Consider the following 20398-nt stretch of genomic DNA (forward strand, 5'->3'; position numbering starts at 1 on the left):
CCGGAGGCTTCCAGGTCTCGCCTTGCATGGCGGAGACTTTCACGTGACGCATTATCCGGGGCCACTGGCAAGCCGATTGCGCGAATAGAGCCGGGTTTTCCCCCTAGTTTCGGGGCTGCCGAAACGGACCCGCTGCTATGCTCTCCTCCAGATTCGGCGCCCTGTCGGTGCGCCGTCTCGGCCGGGCCCGCAGGATTGCCGCGCAATCGCTGAAACTCCGGTCCTGGGGCTCGCCCCGGAATACCCCGCAGGTCCCCTTTTCGTGGAGCAAACATGACCGTGCCAGTATCCCCGCTCACGTCCGCCTTGGCGCAAATGCAGTCGATGGCGACCCAGGCGGCCGGTGGCCCCACCGCAGCCGACGAAAAATCGGGCGCGGCCACGGCCGGCGGGTTCGCGGCGGCGCTCAAGTCGTCGCTCGACCAGATCAGCGACGCCCAGCAGAAGGCGGTTGGCGAGTCGCAGGCGTTCGAACTGGGCGCGAACAACGTGTCGCTCAACGACGTGATGGTCGACATGCAGAAAGCCAACATCGGCTTCCAGTTCGGCTTGCAGGTACGCAACAAGCTCGTGACTGCCTACACCGACATCATGCAGATCCAGGTGTGACGGTGCCCGAAGCCTTTGCCCGCTCAACGCGCTAAAGCTTCTTCCCCTACGATCCGATAACCCGGCTAGAAGAGTCCGTCGCTCGTGCTTGCACAGCGCGTCGGACAACCGCATTCAAGCCAAACGTATCAAGGAGAAGCGCCGATGTTTTCCCCTGCCCAATCTGGAGCTAACGCCTATGCACGCGTGGGCGTCGAAACGGGGGTCATGGGTGCGAGCCCGCACAAGCTGATCGTGCTCCTGTACCAGGGAGCGCGCCAGGCCATCGCGCAGGCACGTATGCATTTGCAGGCCGGCAACGTCGGCCCGCGTTGCGAGGCGATCGCCAAGGCGATCCGGATTGTCGAGAGCGGACTTCAGCTTGCGTTGAACGTCGAGGCGGGCGGCGAGATCGCCCAACGCCTGAATGCGCTGTACAGCTACATGACGAAGCGCCTGCTGGAAGCCAATATTAAACAGAGCGAGACCATGCTGGTCGAGGTCGATAGACTGCTGGCTACGCTCGAAGAAGCCTGGTTGGGGATAGCGCCGGAAGTGGCGAGGATGGCCGAACAGGCATCCGCGTCAGCGCCCGGCTCATTGATGAGATGAGTTCAAAAGCAGACTACTTCGCCCGCTACGAAGCGATTGCGGCAGTGTCGGAGCAGATGCTCCATGCGGCGCGCGATGCGCACTGGAACGATCTGATCGGCTTGCAGGAGGAGTACCGGATCCTCGTCGATGCCTTGAAGGACGCCGAAGCCGTGGTGCGGCTCACGGTTTCCGAACGGGCGCGCAAGTACGAGCTGATCCGTCAGATCCTCGCCGACGACGCCGCCATTCGCGATCTCGCAAGCCCTTGCATGGCACGGCTTTCGGCGCTCTTTTACGGCACCGTGCAGCCTGCGCGGGTCTTGCAGGAAATCTACGGAGCCCGCTAGCGCGGCGCGTGGCGCCTCCCGAGGCAACGGCGCGCAACGCCCCATGAACCGGCAGGTCAGCGCCGTGCGCAGATCCGGAACACCATGAACGGAATCGACACCGGAGCCGCCGCGCTCCTCGCGAGCCGCATCGCGGCGCTCACGCCGGTCGGGCCGCAGAGCGCCTCCGGCGCGGCGCAGACGGGCGTCTCCGCGCTCGCAACAGGCACCGCCGCGCTCGCCGACACCGCAGCCAACACCAGCACTACGCAGGACTCGACCGAGACCGTGCTTTCGGCGGTTGCGCTGGCGCTCGACGCCATTATCCGCTCGGGCGGCGAAGCGACGCCCGCCGTGGTGGGCCGCGCGCCGCTCTGGGCCAGCCCCGATGCCGACGCGGCGCCCGGCGGCGCAGCCACGTTGCCGCTGCCGGGTCTCGCGGGCGAAGCGCAGGCGGTGGAAGCCGCGTTGCTCGCGGACGTGGCGCTCGCGGCCCAGGGTCTGGCCGGCGAGGCGCTGGCCGGGGCGGCCGACGCCGGGACCGGTGCTAGCGCGCAAACGGCGTCCTCGCAAAACCCGCAGGCCGGACAAACCGCCCAAACCGCCCAAGCCGCTCAAACGGCACAAACCGCCGCCGCCGCACAGGCCGGCCCGGTCGCCGCGCTCGCTGCGTCGCTCGCGCAGACGGTGAGTTCGAGCGGACTCTTCTACGAAGCCCACCTCGCGCAATGGTTGCGCGGCCAGCTCTCGCCCGCCGAACTTGCCGATGAGCCGCAGAACCGTCTGCTCGGCGCTCACTCGCAACTGCCGCTCGACTGGAGCCCGGCCGACGACGACATCGACGACGTCCAATGGATCGAGACGTTCTCCGACGCGCCGGGCGCCGCGCGCGGCGAAGCGGGCAATGCCCAGAACGCGGCAAACGCGCTCAACGCCGCGCTGGCGCGCGCCTTCCCCGGGCTGGCGGATCTGCGCGGCGAAGCGGCCGCAAGCCAGGCCCAGGCGCGCGCGACGCTTGCCGACACCCTGCTGCCCGCCATGCACGAGGCGGCCGCGCAGGCCGCGGGGCCGTCGGTCCATCCGGCCGTGATACCGCTCGTGCGCCAGCAGCTCGATCTGCTCGCGACCGGTGAGTTTCGCTGGAATGGCGAGGCCTGGCCGGGCGTGCGGGTGGACTGGAGCATCCAGCAAGACGACTACGATGCGCGCGACCCGCACCCGGGCGCAGGCGGTGTGGACGCCGACGACATCCCATGGCGCACGCGGCTCACGCTTGCGCTGCCGAAGCTCGGCACGGTCGACGCGGAACTGACGCTGACGGGCTCGACGCTCGCCGTGCGCGTGCAGGCGAACGCAGGCGGCGCCGCGCGCCTCACCGCGGAAAGCGAGTCGCTGCGCGGGCGGCTCGAAGCGCTCGGGCTCACGCTCGCGGGGCTTTCGATCCGCGAGATCGGCAGCGGCGCTGCGGCAAATCCCGCCGAGGCTGCGAGAGCCGCTAGCGCCGCGAGTGCCTACGCTGCACAAACCACTTCCGCCGCATCCACCGCGCAGACCGCGCAGGCTGGCGCCGCGGCGGATGCGTCCGCCGCACGACCGGGCGCCGACGCGACCGATCAGCGGAACCACCGCCTCGACCACGACTGGGAGTTGTGATGAGCCGCACGCACCGCAAGAGCGCCGCCGCGCTCGCCTACGACGCCCCCGAAGGCGACGGCGCGCCGCGCGTGGTCGCGAAGGGCTACGGCCTCGTCGCGGAGATGATCGTGCAACGCGCGAAGGAAGCGGGCCTCTACGTGCACGAAGCGCCGGAGATGGTCTCGCTGCTCATGCGCGTGGACCTCGACGCGAAGATCCCGCCACAGCTTTATCAGGCAGTGGCCGAACTGCTTGCCTGGCTGCACCGCCTCGAAGCGGACAACGACGCGAAAGCCAAAGCGGCCGCGCAAGCGCAAACCGCCACGCCGGCCGGCGCGGCAGCCGGCGGCGCCCCACGCGACATCAGCGACATTCGCAGGATCGGCGGCACCCGCCCCGCGCTCCCCTTCAACCCCTCAACATCAACTTGATCAACCAGGCGACGCGCTTGCCGTAGGGCGGCGCGATGAGCCCGCGCGCGTTCAGGCGCGCCTGGGTGAAGACGGGCTTCATCTTCGAGAACGTGACGAAGCCCTCGTAGCCGTGATACGCGCCCATGCCGCTCGGGCCGACGCCGCCGAACGGCAGTCCCTCGGCGGCGATATGCATGAGCGTCTCGTTCACCGACATCCCGCCCGCCACCGTTTCGTGCGTCACGCGTTCAATCGTGCGCGGGTCGTCGGCATAGAGGTAGAGCGAGAGCGGGCGAGGGCGCTCGTTCACGTAGCGCAACGCTTCGTCGAGCGTGTCGTAGGGCACGAGCGGCAAGAGCGGCCCGAAGATTTCCTCCTGCATGAGCGCCGTCTGCGCACCGGCGTCCGTCACGATGACGGGCGCGAAGCGCCGCGTGGCGGCGTCGTGCGTGCCGAGCGCGTGCAGCTGCGCGCCGCTCGCCTGGGCTTCGTCTGCGAGGCGTTGCAGGCGCTCGAAGTGGCGCGCCGAAATGATCGAGGTGTAGTCGCGGTTGTTCGCGAAGTCCGGATAGAGCTGCGCGAAGCGCGTGCGCGCGCGGGCGATGAACGCCGCCTCCTGGCCGCGCGGCAGCAGCACGTAGTCGGGCGCGATGCAGGTTTGCCCCGCGTTCAGCGTCTTGCCGAGCAGCAGGCTGTCCACAGCGTTGTTCAGGCGCGCCGCGGCGCCGATGATCACGGGCGACTTGCCGCCCAGTTCGAGCGTGACCGGCGTGAGGTTCGCGGCAGCCGCGCGCATGACCTCGTGCCCCACGCGCGTCGAGCCGGTGAAGAGCAAATGGTCGAACGGCAGCGCGCTGAAGGCGGCGCCCACCGACGCGTCGCCGTTGACGACCGCCACATGGTCGCGCGCGAAGGTCTTGCCAATCAACGCCTCGAACAGTGCGGAAGTGCGCGGCGTCAGCTCCGACATCTTGATCATGGCGCGGTTGCCCGCGGCGAGCGCGCACACGAGCGGGCTCGCGCCGAGCAGCAGCGGATAGTTCCACGGCACGACGATGCCCGCCACGCCAAGCGGTTGCGGCACCACCTTCGCGCGCCCAGGCAGCAGCCATTTGCCGACCGGTTTGCGGCGCGGCTTCATCCAGCGCGCGCCGTGCTTGAGCGCCGCATCGATCTCCTGCTTGAGGACGACGAATTCCGCGAGCGCGACCTCCGCCTTCGCGCGCTGGCCGAAGTCGGCGTTCATCGCCTCGGCGAGCGCGTCGCGGTGCGAGAACAGCACGTCGCGCAGCGCCTTGAGATTACGCGCGCGTGCGTCCCAGGACGGGAACGGGTCGCGCAGGAAGGCCTCGCGCTGCGCGGCGAGCAGCGTGTCGAGCGCGGCGCGCGGGTCGTCGGGCGTGTCGTGGGCGCTGCGGGCGAAGTCTTCGGGCAGGTCCTGCTTCATGATCGGTCCTCGTGGGGTTCGCGCGCGCTGTGGCGCGCGGGCGAACGGAAAAATCGGCTCGTATTATCGGGTGGCGCTGAGGGTCACACCGGGCGCGCCGGAAACGCCCGCTCGATGATCGCGGCGTGATCGAAGCGCGCAGGCAGCGTGCCGAATACGCGGTCGCAGTCGGCGTCGTGCTCGTCGAGGCGCGTGGCGATGAACGCTTCGGCCACCTCCGGCGGGCCGTCGCGCAGCAGCATGGCCTGCGCGATCAGCACGATCTGCTGCGCGATGCGCCGCGCGCTCGCCTCGCGCGTGCCCGGCGCGCCGTTGAGCAGCACCGAGAGGCGGTCGAGCGCGGCGTTCAGAACCGGGTGAGTCTGCGCGTCGCGCCGCCACGCGAGAAAGAGCGCCTGGGCGGCGTCGGCCTCGCGCTCCAGCGCGCGCAGCACGTCGAGGCACATCACGTTGCCCGAGCCTTCCCAGATCGAGTTGACGGGCGCTTCGCGGTAGAAGCGCGCCATCGGCCCTTCCTCGACGTAACCGTTGCCGCCCCAGACTTCCATGGCCTCGCCCGTGAACGCGAGCGCGCGCTTGCAGACCCAGAACTTCGCCGCCGGCGTGACGATGCGCCGCCAGGCGCGCGCTTCGAGCGACTGGTCGTCCGTATCGCCGGGTTTCGCGTCGGCGCTGTCTTCGAAGGCACGCGCAAGACGCATGAAGAGAACCGTCGCCGCTTCCGATTCGAGCGCGAGATCGGCGAGCACGTTTTGCATGAGCGGGTGCTGCGCGAGCACGCGGCCGAACGCGCTGCGGTGGCGCGCGTGGTGGATCGCCTGCACGAGCGCCGCGCGCATGAGCGCCGCGCTGCCGATCACGCAGTCGAGCCGCGTGTAGTTCGCCATCTCGATGATGGTCGGCACGCCGCGGCCTTCGTCGCCGATCATGACGCCGTACGCGTCGAAGAACTCCACTTCGCTGCTTGCGTTCGAGCGGTTGCCGAGCTTGTTCTTCAGGCGCTGCACATTGACCGCGTTTTTCGTGCCGTCCGGCCGGTAGCGCGGCACGAAAAAGCATGAGATTCCGTCGTGCTCCGTGGTGCGCGCGAGCACGAGATGCGCGTCGCACTGCGGCGCCGAGAAAAACCACTTGTGGCCGGTGAGCAGATACGCCGCACCGCGTCCGGTTTCGACGCCTGCTGGGCGCGCCTCGGTGCGGTTGCTGCGCACGTCCGAGCCGCCTTGCTTCTCCGTCATGCCCATGCCGATCATCATCGAGCGCTTCTGGGCGAGCGGCAGGTCGCGCGCGTCGTGCTCGCGCGTGTAGAGCGGCGCGCGCAGCGTTTCGAACAGCGCCGTCTCGCGCTGCAGCACGGCAATGCTCGCGAACGTCATGGTCAGCGGGCACAACGAGCCCGATTCGAGCTGCGCGTGCAGGAAGTAGCCCGCGCAGCGCGCGGCCATCGCGCCGGGCTGCGGGTCCGAATACGGCAGCGCGTGCAGCCCTTCTTTGCGCAGCAGCGCGAGCAGTTCGTGCCAGGCGGGGTGGAATTCGATCGCGTCGATACGCTCGCCGCGCGGGCTGTGCGTGTGCAGTTCGGGCTCGTGGCGGTTGGCGAGGTCCGCGAGCGCTAGCGTTTCGGCCTTGCCGAGCGTCTCGCCGTGGCGAGCGAGCGTTTCGCGGTGCCAGTTCGCGCCCGCGCGCGCGAGGGCTTCGCCGAGCGCCGCGTCGGTGGTGAAGAGGTTGTAGTCGGCGAGCGGCGGCGCCTGGTTCGTCACTTCGTGGGTCGTGCCGGGGCGATGCGTGACTTCCGTCGGGTTCATCTGCCTGTCTCCGATGCAAGGCTGCTGCGGTACGCGGCGTGCTTCACGCGCGGCCGTTCGTGTTCTGTTCGCTGTCGTGACGGGGAGGCGTGCGCAGCGGCCGCTCCATGGGAAGCGTCCGTGAGGTGAGTGATTCTTGTGCGCTCCAGCGCTCCCTTTGCCGCTTGCTGGAATCTTTTTTGGGGTTTCAGCTCTGGCGGCTGAACCGCCTTCCATCATAGGCGTCGATGCGCCGTCAGGTTTAGAGGGGATGCTCTGACATAAAAGCTGACCTCGGAATCAGACGCTTCCTACAATGCGCCATTGAAGCCGAAAACGAACGAGCGTGCAAATAGCGCGCCGGTGCCTCGCAAGAGACAGGCCGACAGGACGGAGACGATGCAATACGACTACATCATCGTAGGCGGCGGCTCGGGCGGCGCGTCGCTCGCGGGCCGGCTGGCCGACCGTTGCCCGCAGGCGAGCATCGCGCTCGTCGAAGCGGGGCCGCACACGGCGCGCAACCCGTTCGTCAATATGCCGCTCGGCGTCGCCGCGCTCGTCCCGCGTCGCACGAAAAACAACTACGCCTATGAAACCGTGCCGCAGCCGGGTCTCGCCGGACGGCGCGGTTACCAGCCACGCGGCCGCGGCTTCGGCGGCTCGAGCACCATCAACGCGATGATCTACACGCGCGGCCATCCGCTCGACTACGACGAATGGGCGCAGCTCGGCTGCAATGGCTGGGCGTGGCGCGACGTGCTGCCGTACTTTCTACGCGCCGAGGACAACGAGCGCGGCGCGAGCGCCTGGCATGGCGCGGGTGGCCCGCTAGGCGTGGCCGACCTGCGCGAGCGCAACCCGGTCGCCGCGCGCTTCGTCGAGGCCGCGCGCGAGGCGGGCTTTCGCCTGAACGACGACTTCAATGGCGAGGAACAGGAGGGCGTCGGCTTCTATCAGGTGACGCAGCGCGGCGGCGAACGCTGCACGGTGGCGCGCGCGTATCTGTATGGGCGAGAGCGGCCGAACCTGCATCTGATCGCCGACGCGACGGTCCTGCGCGTGAGCTTCGACGGCGCGCGTGCGAGCGGCGTGGAGCTTGCGCGCGGCGGCGCGATCGAGACCCTGCAGGCGCGCGCCGAGGTGATCCTCGCGGCGGGCGCGTTCAACTCGCCGCAATTGCTGATGTGCTCGGGCATCGGTCCCGCCGACGAACTGCGCGCGCTCGGCATCGCGGTGCGCCACGACGCGCCCGAAGTCGGCCGCAACCTGATCGACCATATCGATTTCACCTTCAACAAACGCGTGCATTCGAGCGACACCGTGGGCTACTCGCTGCGCGGCGCGGCGCGCATGACCGCGGGATTCGTGCGCTATCTGCAGGGGCGGCGCGGCATGCTCACGACCAACGTGGCGGAGGCGGGCGGCTTTCTGAAGAGCCGCCCCGAACTCGACCGGCCCGACCTGCAGCTGCACTTCTGCACGGCGCTCGTCGACGACCACAGCCGTCGCTTGCATTGGGGCCATGGCTATTCGCTGCACGTGTGCGTGCTGCGCCCGGCGAGCCGCGGCACGGTCACGCTCGCGAGCGCCGACGCGCGCGTGGCGCCCGTGATCGACCCGCGCTTTCTCTGCGATCCGCGCGACCTCGACGCGCTCGCGCAGGGCGCGCGCCTCGCGCGTCGCATACTCGACGCGCCCGCGCTGGCGCAACTGGGCGGCCGCGAACTCTACACGCATGGCGAGCAGAGCGACGCGCAACTGCGCGAGACGATCGCCCGCCATGCCGACACGATCTATCACCCCGTCGCGACCTGCCGCATGGGCGGCGACGCGCGCTCCGTCGTCGATCCGCAGTTGCGCGTGCGCGGCGTGACGGGACTGCGCATCGCCGACGCCTCGGTCATGCCGACACTCATCGGCGGCAACACGAATGCGCCGAGCGTGATGATCGGCGAGCGTGCGGCCGACTTCATCGCACAAGCGCGATACGCGCGCGATACGGCGCCTCAGCGCGTCGATGCCTGACGCGCGACTTCGTTTCATCCTACTCCGTTGCATGTGCTCATCGCAGTCTTGCAGACGAGGCGCGCCGTCGTCTCGTTGCAACCGCAACATCGCGCAACGTCGCGACTAATCCGAGTTTTCGGGTTTTTTCGTCAAACAATGTGCGGTTCGCCCTTTGCGCGCTTTTTCGAGATTTCGGACTCCCTATAATCGCGCTCGCATTTGGGCGTGTCCGGTGGCGCGTCCGCGAACTGGAGGATCCGCCTCGATGAGCATCAATGTCTTTCAACTGCTGGATACCGTTCTGAGCGAGAACGTCTTCAAAACGATGGGAACGCGCTACGGGCTCACGCCTGAATTCACGCGCAAGGTCGCCGGCGCCGCCGCGCCCGCCATCATGGCCGCGATCATGAATCGCGGCGCCACGCCCGAAGGCGCGCGCAGCCTCTTTTCCACCATCATGTCGTCCGACACGAATCCGCTGATCGGCAAGCAGCTGCCCGAGCTGCTCGCGAGCACAGCGGACCTGGGCCAGCTCGAAGCCACGGGCCGCGAACTGCTCCAGAAAGCGACCGGCGCGAATGTCGGCGCGCTCGCCGACGCGGTCGCCGTGCAAACGGGTGCGCCGCAGTCCATGGCCTTCTCGCTTGCCGGCGTGGTCGGCGCAGCCATCATGGGGATTCTCAAGCAGCACTTCACGGCTTCCCAGGGCTTCGTCGGACAACTGCCGACGCTGCTCGGCCATCAGCTTCCTGCGGTCAACGCGAGCCTGACCGATCACCTCGCGAGCGCCGTCGGACTTGGCAGCGCCGCCGCGTTCGCGGGCTCGATCATGGGCCGCCTGAAGGATGTCTCCGCGCGTCTCGATCATCCGCAGCCCGTGGTGCGTCCGGTGCCGGCCTCGGTGCCGCCGCAGACCGTGGCCGAGTCAACGCCGCCCATCGCCGGGGAGAAGCGCCGCCATCACTGGCTCTGGTGGCTGCTCGCCGCGCTCGCGCTGATCGTCGCTTTCTTTGCGCTGCGTTCGTGCCAGCACAATGAGGTGGACCCGCAGGACGCCGCGCAGCCCGCAACGGCCAACTCGATCGCGCCGGGCGCGGTCGCTGCATCGGACGCGGCGTCGCAAGCGGATAGCGCTTCGGCGCCCGTCACCGCGTCTGCCACGGCCGCTTCTGTCGCTGTCGCTGCGGTTGCCGCAAGCGATGCGGTTCCGGCGCCGACCCAGGACTCGCATCTGTCGTTCACGGTCGACAAGTCCGGCATGCCGACGATCACGGCGACGGTGGGCACCGAAGCCGAGAAGACGCAACTCATCGACGCCCTGACGAAGCAGTTCGGCGCGGGCAAGTTCACGGCCAACGTGAACGTCGACGCAGCGACGAAGCCCGCCGAGTGGCTCGCGCACCTCGACGGCTTGCTGCCGCTCATGGCGCTCCCTGGCGCGCAAGTGAAGATCGACGGCACGCACGTCGAGCTGAGCGGCGCGGCGGCCGACACGAAGGCTGGCTGGCTCGACAAGCTCAAGGCGCTGTTCGGTTCGGGCTTCGACATCGGCGTGTTCAACGTGCAGAAGGCCGTGACCGACGCGACGCAGTCGTTCCGCGACGCTGTGAAGGGCCTGTTCGCCGCGGACAGCTCGTGCGCGGGCGCCGATGTGGCGAAGGTGCTCAATCTGCAGGTCATGAACTTCAGGACGGGCAGCTCGGTCGTGCCGGCCTCCGCAGCCGACGATCTGCGCCAGTCGGCGCGCGCGCTCATCGCGTGCGCGAAGCGCGGCCAGCCGGTCTCGCTCGAGGTGGCGGGCTATTCGGACAACGTGGGCGACAAGGCAGCGAACCTCGCGCTTTCGAAGCAGCGAGCGCTCGCGGTGCGCACCTACCTCGCGTCGCAGGGCGTGCCGCTGAGCAGGCTCGCGGCGCAAGGCTATGGCGACGCGAATCCGGTGGATAGCAACGACACCGAAAGCGGCCGCTTCCACAACCGCCGCATCGAGTTCGTCGCAAAGTAGTCCGAAGTCGTCACTCCGTGACGCATCCTGGCAGCGATGCAAAAAGCCGCCCGGCTCAGGCCGGACGGCTTTTTTTGTTGCGCGCCGCTTCAGCCAGCCTTGCCCGGCAGTTTCTCCATCCCCGGCGGATGCACGAAGTCATCGAGAAACGTGAAGGGTTTGCCGTACTCCGAGCGCGCGACGTCGAGCCACGCGCGCGCCGCGTGCGAGAGATAGCCGCTGCGTTTCCAGCCGATCGCCATGTCCCAGGTGATTTGCGGCTCGCTCACGGGCAAGCAGGTGAAGCGTTCGGCGTCGAGCCGGCGCACGTACGGCGCGGGCAGCAGCGCAATGCCCAAGCCCGCGAGCACGAGCGCCGCCATCAGGTCCCAGTGGCCGCTGCGCCCCACCACCTGCGGCACGAAGCCGGCCGTGCGGCACGCGTTCAGCACGACGTCGTTGAGCGCGAGGCTTTCGCCGTAGAACACGAACGGCTCGCCCGCCAGCTCGGCGAGCGGCACGGCGAGCTTGTTGTCCCAGCGCGAGCCGCGCCGCGCGACGAGCCACAGCAGCTCGTGCGAGATCGGCAAGACGTCGATCAGCGCGGGATCGACGGGCAGCAGCACGCCGCCCAGCTCCAGCTCGCCCGAAATCAGCGCGGCTTCGATGGCGCGCGAGCCCTGCTCGAAGAGCTTCAGCTCGATCTTCGGATAGCGCTGGCGGAACGTGGCGATGGCGGGCGTGAAGAGCGAGCCGCCCATCGGCGGAATGCCGATGGTGAGTTCGCCGCGCCCGAGCGTGCCGAGATCGGCGAGTTCGGCCTGTAGCTGCGCCTGCGCGGCGAGCACGTCCTGGCCGCGCTGGTAGACGATGCGCCCGGCGTCGGTGAGCACCATCTGGCGCGCGTCGCGCAGCAACAGCTGGGTGCCGGTCTCGTCTTCGAGCGCCTTCACCATCTTGCTGATGGTCGGCTGGGTGACATGCAGTTTTTCGGCCGCGGCGGTGAAGCTCTGTTGCCGCACCACCTCGATGAAATAGCGAAGCGCGCGCAGTTCCACGATCGGGACTCCACAAATGTGCAGGAAACACGCTCAGCCGGGTGCTGAGTTGGTGCATTCCAATATGGAATGTAGCAGATGATCTTAAGTCATTATGTTTATGCTGCGCTGCACCCTATACTGACTTCCATTCCAGTGTCACTTAGGGTTTGCCATGACTACCTCCACCGCGACCGCGAAAGTCTCCGAAAGCGCTGAGTGCAACGTGGGCGGCATGGCGAGCTTCGGGCGCCGTATCGGCCGCATTACCGTGCAATCGGCGCTGCTCGCAGGCGTCTGGTACGCCGCCGACGCCCTCACGCGCTTCACGCACCTGCCGGTGCCGGGCGGCGTGGTCGGCTTGGTGCTGCTGCTCGCGCTGCTCTTTTGCGGCGGCGTCACGCCGCGCTGGGTGAAGGCGGGCGCCGACTGGCTGCTCTCCGACATGCTGCTGTTCTTCATCCCCGCTGCCGTGGCAGCCGTGAAATACGGCGGCCTCTTTCGCGCCGACGGCTGGCGTCTCGCGCTCGTCGTGGTCGGCGGCACGCTGATGGTGATGGTGGCCGTGGCGTTCGCGGTCGAACAGGCCGCGAAGCTCGAACGGCGCCTCGCGCTGCGCCGCGTGCGCGATTCGCGGCACTCGCGCCATCTGGCGCGGGCTTGAGGCTGCAGCGTCCTGACTAGAGCAAGAGGGGTTCCGTCATGAACACGTTTTATTCGTCCCTGTTCGCCGACGACGCGGCGCGGCTCATCGCCGCCGGCTGCTTTATCCTCACCGTTGCGCTCTATTTCGCCTCGAAGGCGCTCTATGCGCGCTTTCGCTCGCCGTGGCTCACGCCGCTCGTCGCGGTGCCCGCGGTGCTCGGCGTGTTCGTGCTGGCGCTCCATATTCCGTACCCCGTGTACTTCCAGGACACGCGCTGGCTCATGTGGCTGCTCGGCCCGGCCACCGTGGCCTTTGCGGTGCCGATCTACGAGTACCGCGACCTGCTCAGGCGCCACTGGATCTCGCTCACCGTGGGCGTGACGGTCGGCATCGTCGTGGCGGTGGGCGGCTCGCTCGCGCTGGCCAAGCTCCTGCACCTGTCGCCCGATCTGCAGCGCAGCCTGATGACGCGCTCGATCTCCACGCCGTTCGCGCTCGCGGTGTCGGACAAGATCCACGCGCCGCGCGACCTCACCGCGCTGTTCGTGATCGCCACGGGCGTGTGCGGCATGCTGTTCGGCGAACTCGTGCTCGGCCTCGTGCCGCTGCGCACGCGGCTGGCACGCGGCGCGCTCTTCGGCGCGGCGGCGCACGGCGTGGGCACGGCGAAGGCGCGCGAACTGGGCAGCGAAGAAGGCGTGGTGGCGAGCCTCACGATGATGATCGCGGGCGTGGTGATGGTGCTGCTCGCGCCGGCGCTCGGGTTTCTGCCGGTTTGAAGTCCGGCGGGCGCGTTCGCGCCCGCTTTATCGCAGACGCGCATGTCGCCAACGCGCACGTTGCGAATGCGCACGCGCGCGGACGCCATCCCGATTTGCTACAATCTCGGCTCGCTTTCGAGGAGCGTTGCGACGGGTTTTCTGTAACCCGCCAGGCTCGAAAGTGCTTCAATCCGGTTGAGTCCACTGAATCAATCGCACTGAAACGGCGCTCACGTCTTTAATTTCTAGTCACTTTTAGAAAGGAGGGCGTGATGAACGCCGCAGTTCCGCAAGATCAAGCCAAAGATTTCATCGTCGCCGATATGTCGCTTGCCGCCTGGGGCCGCAAGGAACTCAATATCGCCGAAACCGAAATGCCGGGCCTCGTGCAAACCCGCGAAGAGTACAAGGCGCAGCAGCCGCTCAAGGGTGCGCGCATCGCGGGCTCGCTGCACATGACGATCCAGACGGGCGTGCTGATCGAGACGCTGACCGCGCTCGGCGCCGACGTCCGCTGGGCCTCGTGCAACATCTTCTCGACGCAAGACCACGCCGCCGCCGCGATCGCGCAGGGCGGCGTGCCGGTGTTCGCGTTCAAGGGCGAATCGCTCGACGAATACTGGGAGTTCTCGCACCGCATCTTCGAATGGCCGAACGGCGAATTCGCCAACATGATCCTCGACGACGGCGGCGACGCCACGCTCCTGCTGATCCTCGGCTCGAAGGCTGAAAAGGACCGCTCGGTCATCGCCAAGCCCACGAACGAAGAGGAAGTTGCGCTCTACAAGTCGATCGCCGCGCACCTCGACGTCGATCCGCAGTGGTACTCGAAGCGCCTTTCGCACATCCAGGGCGTGACCGAAGAAACCACGACGGGCGTGCACCGCCTGTACCAGATGGAGAAGGAAGGCCGTCTGCCGTTCCCGGCGATCAACGTCAACGACTCGGTCACGAAGTCGAAGTTCGACAACCTGTACGGCTGCCGCGAGTCGCTCGTGGACGGCATCAAGCGCGCGACCGACGTGATGATCGCGGGCAAGATCGCGGTCGTGGCCGGTTACGGCGACGTGGGCAAGGGCTGCGCTCAGTCGCTGCGCGGCCTGGGCGCCACGGTGTGGGTCACGGAAATCGATCCGATCTGCGCGCTGCAGGCGGCGATGGAAGGCTACCGTGTCGTGACGATGGAATACGCCGCCGACAAGGCCGACATCTTCGTGACGGCCACCGGCAACTACCACGTGCTGAACCACGATCACCTGAAGGCGATGCGCCACAACGCGATCGTCTGCAACATCGGCCACTTCGACTCGGAAATCGACGTTGCGTCGACCCGCCAGTACCAGTGGGACAACATCAAGCCGCAAGTCGACCACATCATCTTCCCGGACGGCAAGCGCGTGATCCTGCTGGCCGAAGGCCGCCTCGTGAATCTGGGCTGCGCCACGGGCCACCCGTCGTTCGTGATGTCGAACTCGTTCACGAACCAGACGCTCGCACAGATCGAACTGTTCACCCAGGGCAAGAAGTACGAGAACAAGGTGTACGTGCTGCCGAAGCACCTGGACGAGAAGGTTGCACGTCTGCACCTCGCGCGCATCGGCGCGAACCTGACCGTGCTGTCCGACGACCAGGCTTCGTACATCGGCGTCGACAAGAACGGTCCGTTCAAGCCGAACCACTATCGCTATTAAGCCGATACAACGCGATACAAAACGGGCTGCGGTTTTAAGCCCGTTTTAAGCGGTCAAGCGGATGCTGACCCCAATCCCCGCGCGCGCAACGTGTGGGGACTGCGGGCGGCATCCGCTGCCGGCACCTGGCGATACAAAAGCAACGACGCAAAAGGAGTCCTTATGACCGTGCTGCTGACCTGGCTGATCAACGCGCTCGCGCTCCTGATCATCACCTGGCTCGTTCCGTCGATCCATATTCGCAGTTTCGGCACCGCGCTCATCGTCGCGATCGTGCTCGGTCTCATCAACGCCGTGCTGCGCCCGCTGCTGATCGTGCTCACGCTGCCCGTGACCATCCTCACGCTCGGCCTCTTCATCCTCGTGGTGAACGCGCTGTGCTTCTGGCTGGCGGCGTCGCTCCTCAAGGGCTTCGAGGTGTCGGGCTTCTGGTCGGCATTTTTCGGCTCGATCCTGTACAGCATCGTGTCGTGGCTGCTTTCGGCGCTGATTTTCGGCAACCGCAGCCTCGGCTGACGCGGGCCCGGACCGCCCACGTTTGCGGCCCGGCCTCACTGGCCTCATCAACATGAAACCGATCGAACTCTCATTCGAATTCTTCCCGCCGAAGACGCCGGACGGCGTGGAAAAGCTGCGCGCCACGCGCGCCCAGCTCGTCACGCTCAAGCCGAAGTTCGTCTCGGTGACGTTCGGCGCGGGCGGCTCGACGCAACAGGGCACGCTCGACACCGTCGTCGACATCGCGAAGGAAGGCGTCGAGGCGGCGCCGCACCTCTCGTGCATCGGCTCTTCGAAAGAGGACCTGCGCGCGATTCTCGGCGAGTACCGCTCGCACGGCATCCGCCATATCGTGGCGCTGCGCGGCGACCTGCCCTCGGGCATGGGCGCGGTGGGCGAACTACGCTACGCGTCGGAACTCGTCGCCTTCATCCGCGAGGAAACCGGCGACGCGTTCCACATCGAAGTGGCCGCGTATCCCGAGTACCACCCGCAGGCGCGTTCGCCGCGCCACGACCTCGAAGCGTTCGCGCAAAAGGTGAAAGCGGGCGCCAATTCGGCGATCACGCAGTACTTCTTCAACGCGGATGCGTATTTCCGCTTCGTCGACGACGCGAAGAAGCTGGGCGTGGATATTCCCATCGTGCCGGGCATCATGCCGATCACGAACTACTCGCAGCTCATGCGCTTTTCGGAGATGTGCGGCGCCGAAGTGCCGCGCTGGGTCGCGAAGCGCCTGGAAAGCTTCGGCGACGATCGCGAGTCGATCCGCGCGTTCGGGCTCGACGTGGTGACCGACCTGTGCCGCCGTCTCGTCGAGGCGGGCGTGCCGGGCATCCACTTCTACACGCTCAACGCGGCGCCGGCCACCAAGGCCATTTGCGAGCGGCTCGGGTTCTAGGGCGCTCGCTCTAGACCCGGCCAGCGGCGACAAACCGCGCGGTTCCCGGACTCCCGGGCCGCGCGGTTTTTTATTGAGATGCGATTGCGCGATTTGCATCAGCAAGGCCGCGCGGCCCGGCTGCGCGCGGCATTTCGGCGCGCTATGTTCCTGATCCAGCAAGAGAAAAAAAGGGGGCGAAGCTACGCTGCACCGCAGCATGCTGCAACGACGACGCCTGTCAACCCGGCGTTTTCCACAAGCGACCGGACTTTTGGCTTGCTTGTGACTGCGGCACGTGCTCAAGTAAGATCGCGCTACGCTGGCGCAAGCCGGCATTGAACTGGAGGAAACATGAAAGAAAACAAACTGTTGCGGGCTGCCCTAATGACGTCTCTCGTGGCGCTCGCAGCGGCATCGATTGCTGGAGCGCCGCTCGCGCACGCCGCGCAAAGCATTCCGAACAAGACGCTCGTCTATTGCTCGGAAGGCAGCCCCGCTGGCTTCGACCCGGCCCAATACACGACCGGCACCGACTTCACCGCGAACACGTTCACCGTCTACAACCGCCTCGTCGAGTTCGAGCGCGGCGGCACCAAGGTCGAACCGGGTCTCGCAGAATCGTGGGACGTGTCCCAGGACGGCAAGACCTACACGTTCCATCTGCGTCATGGCGTGAAGTTCCAGACCACCTCGTTCTTCAAGCCCACGCGCGAATTCAATGCGGACGACGTCGTGTTCTCGTTCGACCGCATGCTCAACCCGAACAATGCGTTCCGCAAGGCGTACCCGGTGTCGTTCCCGTACTTCACGGACATGGGCCTCGACAAGCTGATCGCGAAGGTCGAAAAGGTCGATCCGTACACGGTCAAGTTCACGCTGAACGAGCCGAACGCGCCGTTCATCCAGAACATGGCGATGGAATTCGCCTCGATCCTTTCGGCTGAATACGCGGATCAACTGATGAAGGCCGGCAAGGCCGCCGACATCAACCAGTTCCCGGTCGGCACGGGTCCGTTCATCTTCAAGAGCTACACGAAGGACGCGACCATCCGCTACGACGGCAATCCCGACTACTGGAAGCCGGGCGCCGTGAAGCTCTCGAAGCTGATCTTCTCGATCACGCCGGACGCCAGCGTGCGCGTGCAGAAGATCAAGCGCGACGAATGTCAGGTGATGAGCTATCCGCGTCCCGCCGACATCGCGCCGCTGAAGGCCGAGCCGAACATCGCGATGCCGTCGCAGCCGGGCTTCAACCTGGGCTACCTGTCGTACAACGTCACGCACAAGCCGCTCGACAACGCGGACGTGCGCCACGCGCTCGACATGGCGATCAACAAGAAGGCGATCATCGAGTCGGTGTACCAGGGTGCGGGCCAGCTCGCGACCAACCCGATGCCGCCGACGCAGTGGTCCTACGTCAAGAACCTGCCGGCCAACGCGTACGACCCGGAGAAGGCCAAGGCGCTGCTCGCCAAGGCTGGCTTGTCGAACGGTTTCGAGATCACGCTGTGGGCCATGCCCGTGCAGCGCGCCTACAACCCGAACGCACGTCTGATGGCCGAGATGATCCAGGCCGACTGGGCGAAGATCGGCGTGAAGGCGAAGATCGTCACGTATGAGTGGGGCGAGTACATCAAGCGCGCGCACGCGGGCGAGGACGACTCGATGCTGATCGGCTGGACGGGCGACAACGGCGATCCCGACAACTGGCTCGGCACGCTGCTCGGCTGCGAAGCGGTGAACGGCAACAACTTCGGCAAGTGGTGCTACAAGCCGTTCGACGACCTGGTCCAGAAGGGCCGCCAGACCTCGGACGTGGCGCAGCGCACGAAGTACTACCAGGAAGCGCAGCAGATCTTCGCGAAGCAACTGCCGTTCTCGCCGATCGCTCACTCGACCGTTTATCAGCCGGTCAGCAAGAAGGTGACCGACATGCGCATCGAACCGCTCGGCTACGCGCGCTTCGACGGCGTGGGCATGCAGTAAGGATAATCGGGTAAGACTTTCCGCTCGGTCCGCACATCAGCCAGGACCGGCGGAAAATGGTCCGGCGACCGGGGTCACGAGCCCCTGTCGCCGGTTGCGTTTCATTTCAAGCTTTTGGGGGAACACCACATGTTCCGCTTCGTACTGCGCCGCATCGGCATGGTCATACCCACGTTCATCGGTATCACCATCCTTGCGTTCGCACTCATCCACCTGATTCCGGGCGACCCCATCGAAGTGATGATGGGCGAGCGCGGCGTCGATCCGCAAATGCACGCCGAGGCGATGCACCGCCTGGGGCTCGACGAGCCCCTGCCGATGCAGTATGTGCACTACGTCTGGCACGCCGTGCACGGCAATCTCGGCACCTCGATCATCACCAACACGAGCGTGATGGGCGAGTTTCTCGCGCGCTTTCCCGCCACCGTCGAGCTGTCGATCTGCGCGCTCATTTTCGCGCTCGCGGTCGGCTTGCCCGCCGGCGTGTTCGCCGCACTGCGGCGCGGCACCGTCGTCGATCACGGCGTCATGGGCACCGCGCTCACCGGCTACTCCATGCCGATCTTCTGGTGGGGGCTCATCCTCATCATGGTGTTCTCGTCGAAGCTCGGCTGGACGCCTGTGTCGGGCCGCATCGCGGTGGAATTCGACATTCCGCACGTGACCGGCTTCATGCTGATCGACTCGCTCCTGCCCGGCACCGACGAAGGCGCGTTCAGGTCGGTGCTGAGCCACCTGATCCTGCCGGCCATCGTGCTCGGCACGATTCCGCTCGCCGTGATCGCGCGCATGACGCGCTCTTCCATGCTCGAAGTGCTGCGTGAGGACTACATCCGCACTGCGCGCGCCAAGGGTCTTTCGCCCTTGCGCGTGATCGTCGTGCATGCGCTGCGCAACGCGCTCATTCCCGTGGTGACCGTGATCGGCCTGCAGGTCGGCACGCTGCTCGCGGGCGCGGTGCTCACCGAAACGCTGTTCTCCTGGCCCGGCATCGGCAAATGGCTGATCGACGCGATCAGCCGGCGCGACTATCCGGTGGTGCAAGGCGGCATTCTCATGATCGCGACGCTCGTGATCGTCGTGAACCTGTTCGTCGATCTGCTGTACGGCGTGCTCAACCCGCGCATTCGACATACGAGGTAAGCGAGCCATGACAATGCGAACCCCACAACACCACATTCAACACCAGGAGGCATGATGGCTGACATTCAGAACACCGTGCCTCGCGCCGTCACGCCGCCTTCGGGCCGCGCGCTCGTGCTGCGCGAATTCTGGGCGAACTTCTCGCGCAACAGGGGCGCCGTGGGCGCCGGCGTGATCGTGCTCGCGCTGATCCTTATCGCGATCTTCGCGCCGCTGATCGCGCCGCACAGCCCCATCGAGCAATACCGCGACTACGTGAAGATTCCGCCCGCCTGGCTCGACGGCGGCAACTGGAAGTTCATTCTCGGCACCGACGAAGCGGGCCGCGACATCCTCTCGCGTCTCATGTACGGCGCGCGGCTTTCGCTTTGGATCGGCTGCGTCTCGGTCGTGCTCGCGCTGATTCCGGGCATCGTGCTCGGGCTCGTGGCCGCGTTCTTCGAGAAGTGGGCCGATACGCCGATCATGCGTCTCATGGACGTGCTGCTCGCGCTGCCCTCGCTGCTCCTCGCGGTGGCCGTGGTCGCGATCATCGGTCCGGGTCTCACGAACACCATGCTCGCGATCGCGATCGTGGCGCTGCCCGGCTACGTGCGTCTTACGCGCGGTTCGGCTTTGGGCGAACTGCACAAGGAGTACGTGACCGCTTCGCGCGTGGCCGGTGCCGGCACGCTGCGCCTGATGTTCTCGCAGGTGCTGCCCAACTGTACGGCTCCGCTCATCGTGCAGGCCACGCTCGGGTTTTCCTCGGCGATTCTCGACGCCGCCGCGCTCGGCTTCCTTGGCCTCGGCGTGCAGCCGCCGCGTGCAGAGTGGGGCGCGATGCTCGCCTCGGCGCGCGACTACATCGACAGCGCATGGTGGATCGTCACGATGCCGGGTCTGTCCATCCTCATTTCGGTGCTCGCGATCAACCTGCTCGGCGACGGGCTGCGCGACGCGCTCGATCCCAAGCTCAAGCGGATGGCCTGA

At 66.8% G+C, this 20398-nt stretch carries 18 protein-coding genes and 1 riboswitch; of the genes, 15 read left to right on the top strand and 3 right to left on the bottom strand.

The annotated features are described in order from the left end of the window. Positions 1-273: 273 nt before the first annotated feature. From fliE to A3CW_RS45795, 5 genes are all read left to right on the top strand, one after another. Complete coding sequence (gene fliE, locus A3CW_RS0109715) at positions 274-609, top strand: flagellar hook-basal body complex protein FliE (RefSeq protein ID WP_028203387.1); 336 nt, start codon at positions 274-276, stop codon at positions 607-609. Positions 610-753: 144 nt separating this feature from the next. After that, positions 754-1200: a flagellar export chaperone FliS gene (gene fliS, locus A3CW_RS0109720; protein WP_028203388.1), complete on the top strand. Its 447-nt coding sequence runs from the start codon at positions 754-756 to the stop codon at positions 1198-1200. Next, positions 1197-1529 carry a flagellar protein FliT gene (locus A3CW_RS0109725; protein ID WP_028203389.1) on the top strand — a complete coding sequence of 111 codons (333 nt, stop codon included), beginning with the start codon at positions 1197-1199 and terminating at the stop codon, positions 1527-1529. Before fliS ends, A3CW_RS0109725 begins: the two co-directional genes overlap by 4 nt. An 84-nt stretch (positions 1530-1613) precedes the next feature. Continuing rightward, a complete protein-coding gene (gene fliK, locus A3CW_RS0109730) occupies positions 1614-3161 on the top strand; it encodes a flagellar hook-length control protein FliK (RefSeq protein WP_028203390.1) in 1548 nt (515 codons plus the stop codon). After that, positions 3161-3574 (top strand): EscU/YscU/HrcU family type III secretion system export apparatus switch protein, encoded by a 414-nt coding sequence (locus tag A3CW_RS45795; RefSeq protein ID WP_051481341.1) that lies wholly within the window; start codon positions 3161-3163, stop codon positions 3572-3574. The genes fliK and A3CW_RS45795 overlap by 1 nt, the downstream gene beginning before the upstream one ends. On the opposite strand, the gene A3CW_RS0109740 is transcribed toward A3CW_RS45795, so the two are convergent. Together A3CW_RS0109740 and A3CW_RS0109745 are read right to left on the bottom strand one after the other, a co-directional pair. Next, entirely contained in the window at positions 3552-5003 is a 1452-nt protein-coding gene (locus A3CW_RS0109740) for a coniferyl aldehyde dehydrogenase (protein WP_028203391.1), read from the bottom strand. The genes A3CW_RS45795 and A3CW_RS0109740 overlap by 23 nt on opposite strands. An 83-nt stretch (positions 5004-5086) precedes the next feature. Then, positions 5087-6808: an isovaleryl-CoA dehydrogenase gene (locus A3CW_RS0109745; protein WP_028203392.1), complete on the bottom strand. Its 1722-nt coding sequence runs from the start codon at positions 6806-6808 to the stop codon at positions 5087-5089. Between the two features lie 378 nt (positions 6809-7186). On the opposite strand from A3CW_RS0109745, the gene A3CW_RS0109750 reads away from it, so the two are divergent. Continuing rightward, complete coding sequence (locus tag A3CW_RS0109750; protein WP_028203393.1) at positions 7187-8815, top strand: GMC family oxidoreductase; 1629 nt, start codon at positions 7187-7189, stop codon at positions 8813-8815. Between the two features lie 247 nt (positions 8816-9062). Beyond that, entirely contained in the window at positions 9063-10802 is a 1740-nt protein-coding gene (locus A3CW_RS0109755; protein ID WP_028203394.1) for an OmpA family protein, read from the top strand. A gap of 89 nt (positions 10803-10891) precedes the next feature. Here the strand turns inward: A3CW_RS0109755 and A3CW_RS0109760 are convergent, their stop codons facing one another. Further along, positions 10892-11839, bottom strand: a complete 948-nt coding sequence (locus tag A3CW_RS0109760) for a LysR family transcriptional regulator (RefSeq protein WP_035512649.1) — start codon at positions 11837-11839, stop codon at positions 10892-10894. 214 nt (positions 11840-12053) lie between these two features. Between A3CW_RS0109760 and A3CW_RS0109765 the strand changes: the two genes are divergently transcribed. From A3CW_RS0109765 to A3CW_RS0109805, 8 genes are all read left to right on the top strand, one after another. Next, a complete protein-coding gene (locus A3CW_RS0109765) occupies positions 12054-12482 on the top strand; it encodes a CidA/LrgA family protein (protein WP_035512721.1) in 429 nt (142 codons plus the stop codon). Positions 12483-12520: 38 nt separating this feature from the next. Next, positions 12521-13243: an LrgB family protein gene (locus tag A3CW_RS0109770; protein ID WP_028203397.1), complete on the top strand. Its 723-nt coding sequence runs from the start codon at positions 12521-12523 to the stop codon at positions 13241-13243. A 113-nt stretch (positions 13244-13356) separates the two neighbouring features. Then, positions 13357-13464, top strand: a riboswitch (S-adenosyl-L-homocysteine riboswitch). 33 nt (positions 13465-13497) lie between these two features. Continuing rightward, on the top strand, positions 13498-14916 hold the full coding sequence (gene ahcY, locus A3CW_RS0109780; RefSeq protein ID WP_028203398.1) for an adenosylhomocysteinase: 1419 nt from the start codon (positions 13498-13500) through the stop codon (positions 14914-14916). Positions 14917-15078: 162 nt separating this feature from the next. Next, the gene (locus A3CW_RS0109785) at positions 15079-15432 is read left to right on the top strand and encodes a phage holin family protein (protein ID WP_028203399.1); all 354 of its coding nucleotides are present in this window, start codon (positions 15079-15081) and stop codon (positions 15430-15432) included. A 52-nt stretch (positions 15433-15484) separates the two neighbouring features. Then, positions 15485-16315, top strand: a complete 831-nt coding sequence (gene metF, locus A3CW_RS0109790) for a methylenetetrahydrofolate reductase [NAD(P)H] (RefSeq protein ID WP_028203400.1) — start codon at positions 15485-15487, stop codon at positions 16313-16315. 333 nt (positions 16316-16648) lie between these two features. Beyond that, entirely contained in the window at positions 16649-18283 is a 1635-nt protein-coding gene (locus A3CW_RS0109795; RefSeq protein ID WP_028203401.1) for an ABC transporter substrate-binding protein, read from the top strand. Between the two features lie 129 nt (positions 18284-18412). After that, complete coding sequence (locus tag A3CW_RS0109800) at positions 18413-19426, top strand: ABC transporter permease subunit (RefSeq protein ID WP_028203402.1); 1014 nt, start codon at positions 18413-18415, stop codon at positions 19424-19426. Positions 19427-19480: 54 nt separating this feature from the next. Beyond that, complete coding sequence (locus tag A3CW_RS0109805; RefSeq protein WP_028203403.1) at positions 19481-20398, top strand: ABC transporter permease subunit; 918 nt, start codon at positions 19481-19483, stop codon at positions 20396-20398.

Source organism: Paraburkholderia nodosa DSM 21604, assembly GCF_000519185.1.
GTDB lineage: Bacteria > Pseudomonadota > Gammaproteobacteria > Burkholderiales > Burkholderiaceae > Paraburkholderia > Paraburkholderia nodosa.